Source organism: Rhizobium sp. NXC24, assembly GCF_002944315.1.
GTDB lineage: Bacteria > Pseudomonadota > Alphaproteobacteria > Rhizobiales > Rhizobiaceae > Rhizobium.
In genome coordinates, this window is sequence record NZ_CP024311.1 from 857,996 (window position 1) to 870,414 (window position 12,419).

At 59.9% G+C, this 12,419-nt stretch carries 15 protein-coding genes; 6 read left to right on the top strand and 9 right to left on the bottom strand.

All coding sequences use genetic code 11. From position 1 onward, the window contains the following. Positions 1–66: 66 nt before the first annotated feature. Positions 67–1,224 carry a PA0069 family radical SAM protein gene (locus NXC24_RS04200; RefSeq protein ID WP_104822160.1) on the bottom strand — a complete coding sequence of 386 codons (1,158 nt, stop codon included), beginning with the start codon at positions 1,222–1,224 and terminating at the stop codon, positions 67–69. 240 nt (positions 1,225–1,464) lie between these two features. Here NXC24_RS04200 and NXC24_RS04205 point away from each other — a divergent pair, with 240 nt between their 5' ends. Next, complete coding sequence (locus tag NXC24_RS04205; protein ID WP_104822161.1) at positions 1,465–1,983, top strand: glycosyl transferase; 519 nt, start codon at positions 1,465–1,467, stop codon at positions 1,981–1,983. Between the two features lie 178 nt (positions 1,984–2,161). Then, positions 2,162–2,476: a hypothetical protein gene (locus NXC24_RS04210; RefSeq protein WP_104822162.1), complete on the top strand. Its 315-nt coding sequence runs from the start codon at positions 2,162–2,164 to the stop codon at positions 2,474–2,476. 9 nt (positions 2,477–2,485) lie between these two features. Here the strand turns inward: NXC24_RS04210 and moaB are convergent, their stop codons facing one another. The 4 genes from moaB to NXC24_RS04230 all read right to left on the bottom strand — a co-directional run bounded on the left by moaB (position 2,486) and on the right by NXC24_RS04230 (position 6,957). Next, positions 2,486–3,040 carry a molybdenum cofactor biosynthesis protein B gene (moaB, locus tag NXC24_RS04215; protein ID WP_104822163.1) on the bottom strand — a complete coding sequence of 185 codons (555 nt, stop codon included), beginning with the start codon at positions 3,038–3,040 and terminating at the stop codon, positions 2,486–2,488. Then, positions 3,040–3,951 (bottom strand): 4-(cytidine 5'-diphospho)-2-C-methyl-D-erythritol kinase, encoded by a 912-nt coding sequence (locus NXC24_RS04220; RefSeq protein ID WP_104822164.1) that lies wholly within the window; start codon positions 3,949–3,951, stop codon positions 3,040–3,042. The genes moaB and NXC24_RS04220 overlap by 1 nt, the downstream gene beginning before the upstream one ends. 8 nt (positions 3,952–3,959) lie before the next feature. Next, a complete protein-coding gene (locus tag NXC24_RS04225; RefSeq protein ID WP_104822165.1) occupies positions 3,960–5,819 on the bottom strand; it encodes a tetratricopeptide repeat protein in 1,860 nt (619 codons plus the stop codon). A 121-nt stretch (positions 5,820–5,940) separates the two neighbouring features. Beyond that, positions 5,941–6,957: a polyprenyl synthetase family protein gene (locus NXC24_RS04230; protein ID WP_028750582.1), complete on the bottom strand. Its 1,017-nt coding sequence runs from the start codon at positions 6,955–6,957 to the stop codon at positions 5,941–5,943. A gap of 108 nt (positions 6,958–7,065) precedes the next feature. Between NXC24_RS04230 and NXC24_RS04235 the strand changes: the two genes are divergently transcribed. After that, positions 7,066–7,296: a DUF2007 domain-containing protein gene (locus NXC24_RS04235; RefSeq protein WP_104822166.1), complete on the top strand. Its 231-nt coding sequence runs from the start codon at positions 7,066–7,068 to the stop codon at positions 7,294–7,296. Between the two features lie 8 nt (positions 7,297–7,304). Beyond that, positions 7,305–8,081 (top strand): methyltransferase, encoded by a 777-nt coding sequence (locus tag NXC24_RS04240; protein WP_104822167.1) that lies wholly within the window; start codon positions 7,305–7,307, stop codon positions 8,079–8,081. A 48-nt stretch (positions 8,082–8,129) separates the two neighbouring features. On the opposite strand, the gene NXC24_RS04245 is transcribed toward NXC24_RS04240, so the two are convergent. The 4 genes from NXC24_RS04245 to NXC24_RS04260 all read right to left on the bottom strand — a co-directional run bounded on the left by NXC24_RS04245 (position 8,130) and on the right by NXC24_RS04260 (position 11,001). Further along, complete coding sequence (locus tag NXC24_RS04245) at positions 8,130–9,476, bottom strand: Nramp family divalent metal transporter (protein ID WP_104822168.1); 1,347 nt, start codon at positions 9,474–9,476, stop codon at positions 8,130–8,132. A gap of 257 nt (positions 9,477–9,733) precedes the next feature. Next, the gene (locus NXC24_RS04250; RefSeq protein ID WP_104822169.1) at positions 9,734–10,123 is read right to left on the bottom strand and encodes a hypothetical protein; all 390 of its coding nucleotides are present in this window, start codon (positions 10,121–10,123) and stop codon (positions 9,734–9,736) included. A gap of 82 nt (positions 10,124–10,205) precedes the next feature. Beyond that, positions 10,206–10,832, bottom strand: a complete 627-nt coding sequence (locus tag NXC24_RS04255) for an XRE family transcriptional regulator (protein ID WP_104822170.1) — start codon at positions 10,830–10,832, stop codon at positions 10,206–10,208. Further along, positions 10,822–11,001 (bottom strand): hypothetical protein, encoded by a 180-nt coding sequence (locus tag NXC24_RS04260; RefSeq protein ID WP_104822171.1) that lies wholly within the window; start codon positions 10,999–11,001, stop codon positions 10,822–10,824. Before NXC24_RS04260 ends, NXC24_RS04255 begins: the two co-directional genes overlap by 11 nt. Before the next feature lie 274 nt (positions 11,002–11,275). On the opposite strand from NXC24_RS04260, the gene NXC24_RS04265 reads away from it, so the two are divergent. Both NXC24_RS04265 and NXC24_RS04270 read left to right on the top strand, forming a co-directional pair. Further along, complete coding sequence (locus NXC24_RS04265; RefSeq protein ID WP_104822172.1) at positions 11,276–12,133, top strand: S49 family peptidase; 858 nt, start codon at positions 11,276–11,278, stop codon at positions 12,131–12,133. Between the two features lie 16 nt (positions 12,134–12,149). Further along, positions 12,150–12,341, top strand: a complete 192-nt coding sequence (locus NXC24_RS04270; protein WP_104822173.1) for a hypothetical protein — start codon at positions 12,150–12,152, stop codon at positions 12,339–12,341. Positions 12,342–12,419: the final 78 nt, after the last annotated feature.

The window sequence follows — 12,419 nt, forward strand, 5'->3', positions numbered from 1 at the left end:
TCCGTCCGGAATTGCGAAAAAACAAAAAGATAGAGCGGTTCTAAGATTCCGCGAAAGCTGAACCGCTCAGAGCAGCGAAAGCTGCACGCCGCTGCCATCCGGCGGCACAAACAGGTCGTCGCGCAATGCGATACTGCGGCGGGTGAGCTCCAGCCGCTTGGTTGCCATTTCGAAACGGCGGCTGATCTGCCAGGCATAGGGGCCTGCGCCCTTCATGCGTTTGCCGAACTCGGCATCGTAATCCTTGCCGCCGCGCATGGAGCGGATCAGCGACATGACATGGCGGTAGCGATCCGGATAGTTCTGCAGCAGCCAGTCGCGGAAGAGCGGGCTGACCTCCAGCGGCAGGCGCAGGATGACATAGGTTGCTTCCAGGGCGCCGGCGGCCTTGCTGGCGTCGAGGATGCGCTCGATTTCGTGGTCGTTGAGCGCCGGAATGATCGGCGCCACCATGACTGCCGTCTGGATACCGGCCTCGCTGAGCACCCGGATCGCCTCCAGCCGCCGCTGCGGCGTCGCCGCGCGCGGTTCCATGGTGCGCGCCAGCTTGCGGTCGAGCGTGGTCACGGAAATACCGACCCGAACCAGGTTCTTGGCGGCCATCTCTTGGAGAATATCGATATCGCGCATGATCAGCGCTGACTTGGTGACGATCGCAACCGGATGGTTTGCCTTGTTCAGCACTTCGAGAATCTGCCGCATGATGCGCCATTCCTTCTCGATCGGCTGATAGGGGTCGGTATTGGTGCCGATGGCGATGACGCGCGGCTTGTAGCCGGGCTTGGCCAGCTCCCGTTCCAGAAGCCGCGCCGCGTCCGGCTTGGCGAAGAGCTTTGATTCGAAATCGAGTCCCGCCGACAGGCCCATATAGGCATGCGTCGGCCGTGCGAAACAATAGATGCAGCCATGCTCGCAGCCACGATAGGGATTGATGGAACGATCGAAGGATATATCGGGCGATTCGTTGCGTGTGATTGCCGTACGCGGCTTCTCCACCTGGACTTCGGTTTTGAAAGGCGGCAGTTCTTCGAGTGTTTGCCAGCCGTCATCGAATGTCTCACGTCGCAGCGGTTCGAATCGGCCGCTCGGGTTCAGCCCGGCGCCGCGACCGCGCCGGCGGTCGATCTCGACTCTGAGACCGGTGTCGGCGATCAAAGCATTGGCAACATCTGCCGTATTGGCAGGCGCAAATGCGACCTGCCCTGCAAGGGACTGCTCGTTCATCGGTAACTCCGGGGCGGTTCATGGCATCGCATGCCGCGTCTAAGATGATTAAATTCCTATCCGACAAACGAGAACATTGCAAGAACAAAATGCGCGATTACGCTCCGCCGCGCAGCGTGTACATGCCGACGAGCAGAGGTCCCGGTGGCATTGTGAACCTGCACATAAGCCTTGTCTAAACCTTCGGGTTTAAAGGGTTATGTGCTGGCAATAAATTGTGCGGCGCTTTATAAATGGGCAATGTTGACAGTAATCATCGAATGCCAGGATCAGGAACCTGAGCTGGCGCAGACATTGGCGGCCCTGGTAGCGGGCGCGATCGAAGGTTTGGTGTGCGACGTCGTCGTGCTCGATCATGGCTCGCGTGATGGCACCTCGCATGTGGCCGACGCTGCCGGCTGCCGTTTCTATTCCCAGTGGGATATCAAAGACATACTGCATTCGGCGCGCGGCGAATGGCTGCTTTTCGTCGAGCCCGGCGCCCGCCCGCAAGCCGGCTGGATCGATGAGATTGCCGAATATGTCTCGCTGAATAAGGTGCCGGCGCGCTTCACCGCGTCGCGGGGTTATCGACGGCCTTTGTTCCAGCGCATCGGCCGCAGCCTGCCGCCTCTGGAACTGGGTTTGCTCCTCTCCAAGCGACAGGCCATCGCCGCCGCCAAAACGGGCATGCGGCTTGCCGAATTCGCCAGGGGGCAAAAGAGCCGCCAACTGTCGAGCGAGCTAATTCCCTCTTGGGTCGCACGCGCGGCAAGGTAGCGCATTGTAATCAATCCAGATTCCATTTGAAAATAAGAGAATTTCTGTCATAATTTTCATATGGCGGCACGTCTCGCGTGTCGCGTCAGGCGGCCGACCATGAAGATGCCGGTATGCGGCAGAGCAGGTCAGCGGAACTCTCCTCTTCCGCCGGATTTCCGGCGAAAGGAGGTGCGTCATGGGACGCACGATGCTCTGCCGCCTCATCGGAACGGCCCTTGTGGCAACGGCAATCCTTCATCCGAGTACTGCAGCTTCGCAAGCGATGTTCGCATGCGCTGAACGCGCCGATATGGTCGCTTTTCTGGAAGCGCACTATTCCGAAAAGCTCTCGGCCATTGGTCAGCTCGATCCGAGGAATATTATCGAGGTCTTTGCTGCTGAAAGCGGCAGTTGGACAATGATGATCACCGGTGTCTCCGGCCGAAGCTGCGTGATCCTCACGGGTCAGAATTGGGAATCAATTCCTGCCTTGCCTGGATCGAAGGCATAAAGCGCCAGCTTATTTTGAGCCGGCACCGCGCTTTAGATGTTCATCGAGCCGCGGCATGATCTCCACGAAATTGCAGGGCATATGGCGGTAGTCGAGTTGCGCCTTTAAAATGCCGTCCCAGGCATCCTTGCAGGCGCCAGGGGAGCCCGGCAGCACGAAGATGAAGGTGGCGTTGGCAACGCCGCCGGTTGCACGCGACTGGATCGTCGCCGTGCCGATCTTGTCGTAGGAGATGCGATGGAACACCTCGGAAAACCCGTCCATCCGCTTTTCGAACAAGGGCTCCAGCGCTTCGGGCGTGACATCGCGGCCGGTAAAGCCGGTGCCGCCGGTGGTGATGACGACGTCGATGGTTTCGTCCTGCGTCCAGGCCTCCACCTGGCTTCGAATACGCTTTTTGTCGTCGGGAACGATGGCGCGCGCAGCCAACCTATGACCGGCTTCCGCGATACGGGCAACCAGCGTATCGCCGGACTTGTCGTCGGCGAGCGTGCGCGTATCGGAAACGGTCAGCACCGCGATGCCGACGGGGATGAAGGACCTTGCTTCGCTTGAACCGGTCATCACGCGTCTCCCTTGATCGTTTCCGTCGCCTGGAAATACCAGTCCGGCCTTAAGCTGTGAAGCGATGCCGCCGCCGCTGTCGCCTGCTCAAGATTATCGAACAGACCGAAGCAGGTGGCGCCTGAGCCGGACATGCGTGTGGCGAGCGCCCCTTGGCTCTCGATCAATTGCGAGAGCGTGGCGATTTCGTTGCAGAGCATTCGTGCCGGCGGCTCCAGATCGTTGCGCAACCCCTCAATGGTCTCGATCCATTGCATGCGGCCATTTGTTGCCTGCAAGGGGAGTACGAATGGCGGATTGTCCTTTCGGGCCAGCATGCGAAACACCTCCGGCGTCGAAACGCCGACGAGGGGATTGCCGAGCACCATAGCAAAAGATGGAAAGTCCGGCAGAAGTTCGATCACTTCGCCGATGCCGCGTGCGATCAGCGGGCGGCTGGCCAGGCACATTGGCACATCGGCGCCGAGCTTCAGTGCAATCGCGTTCACCACATCGGAAGGCAAGGCGAGGTCCCAGAGCCGTGCCAGCCCACGCAGGGTCGCCGCCGCATCCGCCGAGCCGCCGCCGATGCCGGAGGCGACGGGAAGGTTCTTTTCGAGATGGATGTGGACGGGCGGCGCTTCGAAACCCTCGGCATGAGCCGCCCGTCGCAGCAGATCGCGTGCCTTCAGCACCAGATTGCCGCCTGTATCCTCCTCGGCAAGAAGAGGGGAGAAGCGTCCGGACAGGCTGAATTCGTCATGCTCGCTTGCGCGAAAACCTAAACGATCGCCATGCCGCGCAAAAGTAACGAGCATGTCGAGCAGATGATACCCATCGGCCCGCCGGCCCGTTACGTGCAGGGCCAGGTTGATCTTGGCGGGCGCCTCCTCCGTGACGTCGAAATCGTCAGCCGCAAAGATCGTCGTCATCGAGCGTCTTAGGACTTCTTATCGGCCGGTGGTGGCGTTGTCGTGTTGGGCGATGGGGTGACCGCCGGAGCCGGATCAGGCTGCTTGGTCTTGTCGACCGTCCTTGGATCATTGTCGAGCGCCGGCAGACCGTTGGCGATCTTTTCCTTGATCCTCGGAATATCTGCGTCTTCGGGCTTGGAAGCCAGTGCGCGGTTCCACTGGTAAACCGCCTCCAGCTTGCGGTTGACGCGCCAATAGGCATCGCCCAGGTGGTCGTTGATCGTGGGATCGCCGGCCTTCAACTGTGCGGCGCGCTCCAGCTCGTTCACCGCATCGTCGAAGCGGTTGAGGCGGAAATAGGCCCAGCCGAGCGAATCGACGATGTAGCCGTCATCCGGCTTCAGATCGACAGCCTTCTTGATCATATTCAGACCCTGGTCGAGGTTCATGTTCATATCGACCCAGGAGTAGCCGAGATAGTTCAGAACCTGCGGCTGGTCGGGGTTCAGCTCCAGCGCCTTCTTGAAATTCGGCTCGGCCTTGTCCCACTTCTTCAGCCGCTCATAGGCGATGCCGCGCTGGAAGAACACGGCCCAGTCGCCGCGATTCGGCACGGCGCCAATGACTTCCGCGGCCTTATCGTAATTATCCGCCATGCCCTGGAAGTCCTTGGCGTCCGAGAGAACGCTGCCATAGGCGAGATAGCTGCGGATATCGTTGGGGTCGGAATCGATCAGCGCCTTCAGATGCTTGCGCGCATCGTCGACCTTGCCGGACTGGGCGAGCGCAAGGCCGAGCTGCAGTTCGGAGATGCGGGCCATCGGCGAGGTATTGGGCACCTTCTTGTAGAAGGAGATGGCGCGGTCCATCTGCTCCTGCTTTTCCGCAAGTCCGCCAAGCAGAACCAGCGTGTCGGCACTCTTGGGATCGAGCGTATTGGCGATCTGCAGATAAAGCGAAACGACATCTTCAGCGCCGTCGCGGTTGAGCGCCGCGCCGACGGTAAAGAGAACCGAGGCTGCACCCTGCGTGCTGTCGGTCACTTGCTGGTCCGGCGTTTGGCCCTTGTTGATGCTGTCGCGCAGCGCGTTCAGTGGCGCGTAATTGTTGATGAGATTGTCGCCGACCGAAACGGCATCCAACGCCTTCTGCTTGTCGCCGGCTTTGGCTTCAAGCGCGGCAAGCGCCATCACGGCGCGCATGAATGTGTCGGGGGCCGTTGCGCCGCCCGCCTTGTCGAGAATGGCGTCGTTCAGGTGCGAGCGGGCGGACTTCGTATCGCCAATGGTGATGGCAATGGCACCGGCATGGTAGTTCTTGAAGATGTTGAACCAGTCCGGCCCCTTCATCTTGTCGACCATGGCAATCGCTTCCTTGCCATGGTTGGAACCGGCGCGGGCCCAGGCCAGCAGAAGACCGGCCATCATGCGGTCGAGATCGTTCGGGCCGTCATATTTGAGAATGTCCTGCGCAGCCTTGTAGTCATGCCGGCGGATGGCATCCATGCCGCGTACGATCGTGGTGACACGTTCGACTGAGGGATCGTTTTTCAGCTCGTTGGCGTACTTCACACCCTCTTCGAGATTGCCGTTGAGCAGCAGCGAGATCATCAGCCGCTGGCGAATCTCCGGGTTGCCCGGTTCGATCATCAGCGCCTTTTTATAAAGCGAAATCGCGGTCTCATAGTCATGGTCTACATCGGCGGTACGGGCAGCCAGGAAGGCGCCTGCGAAGGTATCGACATTTTCCGCATCGAAGGTCACCGGGGCGCTGGCCTCCGGCGTTGCCGGGGCATCCACCGCGCGCGCGCTATTCAGCGCGGCCATCGAGAGGATCGCCGCCAGGGCTGCGCCCGAGAGGAAACGAATGGCAAGTCTCTGCCGCATTAGTAAGCCTTTCATCAAGGGATTTGCCGGTGAGAGCGCCGGCGGCACGCGTTCGTGTCAATTGATTCACAACAGGATGGCTTTTTTGAAGCGCTCCTGCAAGAAATTCGGCCGGCGGCGATTAGTTCACGCGTTCGATGCAGAAATCGATCACTTCCATGAGCGCGGATTTCCACGGCGTTTCCGGTAGCGGCGCCAGTGCGTCGCGGGCGATGGTGCCGTAATGAACGGCACGGGCGATGGTGTCGGTGAGCGCACCATATTTGGTGATCAGACCCAACGCCTTTTCCAGGTTCTCGTCGCTGTTGTTGCCGGTCTCGATCGCGTCGCGCCAGAAAGCGCGCTCTTTTTCGGTGCCGCGGCGATAGGCGAGAATGACCGGAAGCGTGATCTTGCCCTCGCGGAAATCGTCGCCGACATTCTTGCCGAGATCGGCGGCCTTGCCGCCGTAGTCCAGCGCATCGTCGACCAGTTGGAAGGCGAGGCCGAGATTGGTGCCGTAGGACTTCAGCGCATTGCGCTCGGCCTTGCCGGCATTGGCGACGATCGGTCCGACTTCGGCGGCGGCGGCAAACAGCGCCGCCGTCTTGGCGCGGATGACGGAGAGATAATCATCTTCCGTCGTTTCCATGTTCTTGGAGACGGAGAGCTGCAGCACTTCGCCTTCGGCGATGACGCAGGCAGCCGAGGACAAGACGTCGAGAGCATCGAGCGAGCCGACCTCGACCATCATGCGGAAAGCCTGGCCGAGCAGGAAGTCGCCGACAAGGACGCTCGCCTGGTTGCCCCAGATCATGCGGGCCGTGGACTTGCCGCGGCGCAGATCGCTTTCGTCCACCACGTCATCGTGCAACAATGTCGCCGTGTGCAGGAATTCGACTGAGGTGGCGAGCTTGATGTGATTGTCGCCCTGATAGCCATAGAGCGCGGCCGAGGCGATGGTCAGCATCGGGCGCAGGCGCTTGCCGCCGGAAGAGATCAGGTGCTCGGCAACTTCGGGGATCATCTGCACATCGGAGCCGGCTTTCGACAGGATGAGCTGGTTGACGCGTTCCATATCCGCCTTGGTCAGGTCCACCAATGGCTTGATGGAGGCCAGTTTATTCTTGCTTTCTTCAAGCGGTATCACGACGCCCAACGATCCGGACTCCTGTTCATTTTCTGCAAAGCACAATAAGAAGGGGCGAAAGAGGCGGCAAGAGGCGATTTGTCTCGTCTCGCAAATTTGACAGGAAACCCAAGGCTTATGCACGAGCTGATACGCACCAATGATCCCGTTTTACTCTCCTTCGCCGAGAGCCTGATGAAGGACGCCGGGATTCATTGCTTCGTCGCAGATCAGGCCATGAGTGTTCTCGAGGGCTCGCTCGGCATGCTGCCGCGTCGTTTCATGGTCGAGGATGAGCGCGCCGATCAGGCCCGGCGCATTCTCATCGATGCCGGCCTCGGCGACGAGCTGCGCCCAGCGCGCGGCTGAGGTTCGTCATGGCCGATGACCTTTCCGAAACCATCGACGCCTTCCATCGCGGCGGGTTCCATATCGTCCAGCCGAAGGGCAGGGGCCATCGCTCCGGCATGGACGCCATGTTGCTCGCTGCTCTCGTGGCCGATGACCGCAGCATAAGGGTGGCCGATCTCGGTGCGGGGGCGGGCGCAGCCGGCATGGCCGTGGCCTCCCGGCTTGAACGGGCGGAGGTGGTGCTGTTCGAGCGCTCGCCGGAAATGGCCGAGTTCGCCCGCAAGAGCCTGGCGCTTTCGGAAAATGCCCGCTTCGCCGGCCGTGTCGCTGTTGTCGAGGCCGATGTGACCCTGACCGCGAAGGCCCGCAACGACGCCGGCCTGATCGATGACAGCTTCCATCATGTCATTATGAACCCGCCCTTCAACGATGCCAGCGACAGGCTGACACCGGATGCGTTGAAAGCGCAGGCGCATGCCATGACCGATGGCCTGTTCGAAAGATGGGTGCGAACGGCAGGCGCGATCATGATTCCCGGCGGTCAACTGTCGTTGATCGCCCGGCCACAATCGATCGGCGAGATCATCGCCGCTTGCGGCCGTCGGTTCGGCGGTATCGAGATCACGCCCATCCATCCGCGGGACGGTGAAAATGCCGTCCGCATCCTAGTGACGGCAATCAAGGGCTCACGGGCGCGGCTGGCGCTGCGGGCGCCGCTGATCATGCATGGCGAGGGGACGCACAAATTCTCCGACTTCGTCGACGACCTCAACAATGGCCGCGCCGCCTATTCCCGAAAGTAGTGTGCCGTCCCGCAAGCATGACGCGGTTTTCGGCAAGATTATCCGAAATCAGGGCATGCCCCGGAACGCATCGAAGATCAGCTTGACGTTCAGCATGGCGATGGCGAAGGCGATGATATAGGCGACGGTGCTCAGCCAGCGCGGCGCGACGAGATCGCCCATTTTGGTCTTGTCGGCGGTGAACATGACCAACGGGAAGACGGCAAAGGAAAGTTGCAGGCTGAGCACGACCTGGGTCAAGATCAGCAGATCCGCCGTACCGGAATCGCCGTACCATATGGTGACGACCCCGGCCGGAGCGATCGCCAGTCCGCGTGTCACGATGCGGCGCAGCCACGGTTTCACCTTGAGCCGCAGAAAACCTTCCATGACGATCTGCCCGGCAAGCGTTGCCGTCACCGTGGAGTTGAGGCCGCAACAGAGAAGCGCGATCCCGAACAGTGTAGGCGCGATCGCCAGGCCGAGAAGCGGAGCCAGCAGCGATTCCGCCTGAGCGAGTTCCACGACATCGGTGTGGCCATGCGCGTGAAACGCCGCGCCGGCGAGAATGAGGATAGAAGCGTTGATGAGCAGGGCGAAGGTTAGTGCAACGGTCGAATCGATCGTGGCATAGGTCAGCGCCTCTTTCTTTTCCGGCAGCGTATGGCCGAAGGCACGCGTCTGCACGATGCCGGAATGCAGATAGAGATTGTGCGGCATGACCGTCGCGCCGAGGATGCCGAGCGCGAGATAGAGCATGTTCGGATCCCTGACGATCTCAGTCGTCGGGAAGAAGCCCTTGATGACCTCGCCCCAATTGGGATCGGCAAGGAAGAGCTGGATGCCGAAACAGAAGGCGATGACGCCGAGCAGGGTGATGATCAGCGCCTCTACCCAGCGAAAGCCCAGCCGCTGAAGGAAAAGAATGAGAAACACGTCGAAGGCGGTGACCAGCACGCCGAGTTCGAGCGGCAGGCCGAAAACGAGATTGAGGCCGATGGCGGTGCCGACGACTTCTGCGATATCCGTCGCGATGATGGCAATCTCCGCCATTGCCCACAGCGGCACTGAGACGTAGCGCGGATAGGCGTCCCGGCAGGCTTGAGCCAGATCGCGGCCGGTGGCGATTGCGAGACGCGCACAGAGCGCCTGCAGCACAACGGCCATGATGTTGGACAGCAATGCGACGGTCAGCAGGGCATAGCCGAATTTCGATCCGCCGGCGAGCGAGGTCGCCCAGTTGCCGGGGTCCATATAGCCGACCGCGACAAGATAGCCCGGACCTGCGAAAGCGGCGACGCGACGCAGCACCGAGCCGCCCTTGGCGGTTTCGACCGAGCGATAAACATCGGAAAGAGTGGCCTCTTGTCGGTCATGGCGCCAGCCGGCATCGGGCTTGGGTTTCATAAGATCCATGGGGCTTCCGCAGGCTTCGATACTGCGAGAGGTATGCGGTTTAGAATGATAATGCAATTCATTCGCAACAGGAAAAACCATTCCCGCTCGCATTCGCCTCGGCTGTGGCATTCCTGCAATCCGTAATAGCGGAGAAAAATCCGCGATAGTGACGATTGTTTCATATTGCGGCGGATGCATCTCCATTCTGTTGGAGGAAAGATAATAGGAACAATTTTTTATATTGAACGCTATTTTTGGTTCTTCTATCCAAACTCTCATCGAGAGCCGAAACGCGGCTGAGCACCGGAGATGACCGATATGAACCCCGCCATGAACATGATGCCGATGATGAATCCGATGATGGGTGGCATGATGAACCCGATGATGAACGGCATGATGATGCCGATGATGAACCCCATGATGGGCGGCATGCCGATGATGAATGGCATGATGATGCCCATGATGCAGATGATGATGAGCAAGATGACGTGCAAAATGACGCCGAAGGGCATGGTTTGCGAGATGATGCCGATGGAAGGCATGGACAAGGACATGTTCATGGAATGCTGCAAGCGCATGATGTCCATGATGTCGTCGGGCATGCCGATGATGATGATGTGCGGCAACATGATGATGTGCTGCACGATGGAAGCGGCCTGATTCATCCGGTCGCAACCAGGAATAACAAGCAGACCTCCATCTGCCTCCGGCCGTCCGCAAGGGCGGCCTCTTTTTATTCGCGGCATCTTAGCCCCGGACTTCCTCGACATAGGTGGTGACAAGATAGAGCACGGCTTCGCTGCTGGTCATATTGCGGTAGCTATGGGCGACATCGGCGTCGAAGATTGCGGCGTCGCCTTCGCCAAGGAGTTGCGGCGGGTGTTTGCCCGCGACGATTTCCACCGTGCCGCGCGAGACGACAAGGTTCTCGATCGTGCCATGATGATGCGCCTCGGCGGTCTCCGTATGATAGGGCGCGATACGCAGCTCGTAAAATTCGACCTTGCGTTCGCTTTCATAGGGAAAGAGCGCCCGCGTCTGGAATTTGCCTTCGGAGGCGGACAGGACCTTCGTCTTGGCGTGGGTCAGCACCTGCAGCGAGGTGGTGTCGTGCGGCTCAGCGATCAGGAAGCCGCAGGGGACATCCAGCGCTGCGGCAATCTTCCAGAGGATGCTGATCGTCGGGCTGCTTTTGCCGGTTTCGATCTGACCAAGCATGGCGCGGCTGACGCCGGAGATTTTTGCCAGCCGATCCAGCGAATAGCCGCGGCGCGTGCGCAACCGGCGAAGATTCTGGCCGGTCAATGCCGAGATTTCGTCGACTGTCTCGGCTCTTGAGACCACATGCAGGGGTTCGACCGATTCAAGCGCCATAGCTTGGATTACCAAGCGGCATCACCGGGACGAAACCCATGAAAGGAATCCACATCAGGAAAGGCTGCGCGGGCCATGCGGAAACGGGAACCTGCTGTATCGGCGCACTTTTGGCGCGGGCATCGCGATAAGCTTGGAAATCGATGACGTTGGCAGCCTGGCCGGACATACGGAACTCCTGATCACAGTCCCATAAATCTATTTTTTTGATCGACTAATGTAGAGGGAGCGGCGCCCAATCTTGACGGACACGGAGAAATGTTTTTCCCGGCTGCCGTTCTTGCAGCGAAAGCCCGTCCTCTCTTCCTTCGTCCCTCTGCTGATCGGCAAAAAAACATGGCGGCCAGGCAGGGAACCGGGCGCGAAATGCAATGATGGATGTTGCGTTTGCCGTTTCCATGCATACATCACCTGCAGCAAACATCATGAATCAGGGATGACGAATGGCTGGATTTTTTAGGCGCATGCTTCCGAAGCGGTTTCGCAAGGAAAAGGTGGTCATTCCTGTCGTCCGGCTGAGTGGTGTCATCGCCTCCGGCGGCCCCCTCCGGCAATCGCTCAATCTTGCGGGCGTGTCTCAGGCGCTGGAAAAGGCCTTCGGCATGAAGGCAGCCCCGGCCGTCGCGCTCGTCATCAATTCTCCCGGCGGTTCGCCGGTGCAATCGCGGATGATCTATAACCGCATCCGCGATCTTGCCCGCGAGAAAGAGAAGAAGGTGCTGGTTTTCGTCGAGGATGTGGCGGCATCCGGCGGCTATATGATCGCGCTCGCCGGCGATGAGATCATTGCCGATGCCACCTCCATCGTTGGTTCCATCGGCGTCGTCTCCGGCGGCTTCGGTTTTCCGGAGCTTTTGAAGAAGCTCGGTGTCGAGCGCCGCGTCTATACAGCCGGCGAAAACAAGGTGATCCTCGATCCGTTCCAGCCGGAGAAGGAAAAGGACATCGAGTATCTGAAGAGCCTGCAATTGGAGATTCACAAGGTCTTCATCGACATGGTGCGCGAACGCCGGGCAAGTAAGCTGGCGGCGGATGAGGTCGTATTCTCCGGCCTCTTCTGGACCGGCGGTCGCGGTCTGGAACTCGGCCTCATCGACGGGCTCGGTGATATGCGCCAGGAGCTGAAGAAGCGTTTCGGCGACAAGATCAAGCTCGAGCTGGTCACCACGCCTCGCAGCCTCTTCGGCCGTCGCGCACCGGGCATTTCCCTTTCAGGCATGGACGGCATCGGCGCCGGCCTTGCCTCCGGACTTGCAGAGGTGGCAGAGGAAAAGGCATTGTGGGGGCGGTACGGATTGTAATCGGGAGCGCTGCGTGATGCCGCAGATCATCTTCTTCATCGTTGCTGTCGGCGGTATTTGGCTTCTTTATCGACGCTTCCTGCGCGACGCCCGAAAACTCACCGAGAAATCACGCCGCGCCGAAAGCGAACGGCGCACGGGCGCCATCGGAACGCTGGTGAAGGACCCGAAGACGGGCGAGTATCGGGTGAAGCGGGAAGATGAATGATAGCGAAACCGAAATCATTCGGACGCAAACTTCCTATCGATACGTCATCTCTTGACCCTTGTCTTCCATCGTGGCACC

Excerpts from the sequence above, each read along its gene's own strand:
- NXC24_RS04200 (WP_104822160.1), bottom strand. The coding sequence starts at position 1,224 with ATGAACGAGCAGTCCCTTGCAGGGCAGGTCGCATTTGCGCCTGCCAAT.
- NXC24_RS04205 (WP_104822161.1), top strand. The coding sequence starts at position 1,465 with ATGTTGACAGTAATCATCGAATGCCAGGATCAGGAACCTGAGCTGGCG.
- NXC24_RS04210 (WP_104822162.1), top strand. The coding sequence starts at position 2,162 with ATGGGACGCACGATGCTCTGCCGCCTCATCGGAACGGCCCTTGTGGCA.
- moaB (WP_104822163.1), bottom strand. The coding sequence starts at position 3,040 with ATGACCGGTTCAAGCGAAGCAAGGTCCTTCATCCCCGTCGGCATCGCG.
- NXC24_RS04220 (WP_104822164.1), bottom strand. The coding sequence starts at position 3,951 with ATGACGACGATCTTTGCGGCTGACGATTTCGACGTCACGGAGGAGGCG.
- NXC24_RS04225 (WP_104822165.1), bottom strand. The coding sequence starts at position 5,819 with ATGCGGCAGAGACTTGCCATTCGTTTCCTCTCGGGCGCAGCCCTGGCG.
- NXC24_RS04235 (WP_104822166.1), top strand. The coding sequence starts at position 7,066 with ATGCACGAGCTGATACGCACCAATGATCCCGTTTTACTCTCCTTCGCC.
- NXC24_RS04240 (WP_104822167.1), top strand. The coding sequence starts at position 7,305 with ATGGCCGATGACCTTTCCGAAACCATCGACGCCTTCCATCGCGGCGGG.
- NXC24_RS04245 (WP_104822168.1), bottom strand. The coding sequence starts at position 9,476 with ATGGATCTTATGAAACCCAAGCCCGATGCCGGCTGGCGCCATGACCGA.
- NXC24_RS04250 (WP_104822169.1), bottom strand. The coding sequence starts at position 10,123 with ATGAATCAGGCCGCTTCCATCGTGCAGCACATCATCATGTTGCCGCAC.
- NXC24_RS04255 (WP_104822170.1), bottom strand. The coding sequence starts at position 10,832 with ATGGCGCTTGAATCGGTCGAACCCCTGCATGTGGTCTCAAGAGCCGAG.
- NXC24_RS04260 (WP_104822171.1), bottom strand. The coding sequence starts at position 11,001 with ATGTCCGGCCAGGCTGCCAACGTCATCGATTTCCAAGCTTATCGCGAT.
- NXC24_RS04265 (WP_104822172.1), top strand. The coding sequence starts at position 11,276 with ATGGCTGGATTTTTTAGGCGCATGCTTCCGAAGCGGTTTCGCAAGGAA.
- NXC24_RS04270 (WP_104822173.1), top strand. The coding sequence starts at position 12,150 with ATGCCGCAGATCATCTTCTTCATCGTTGCTGTCGGCGGTATTTGGCTT.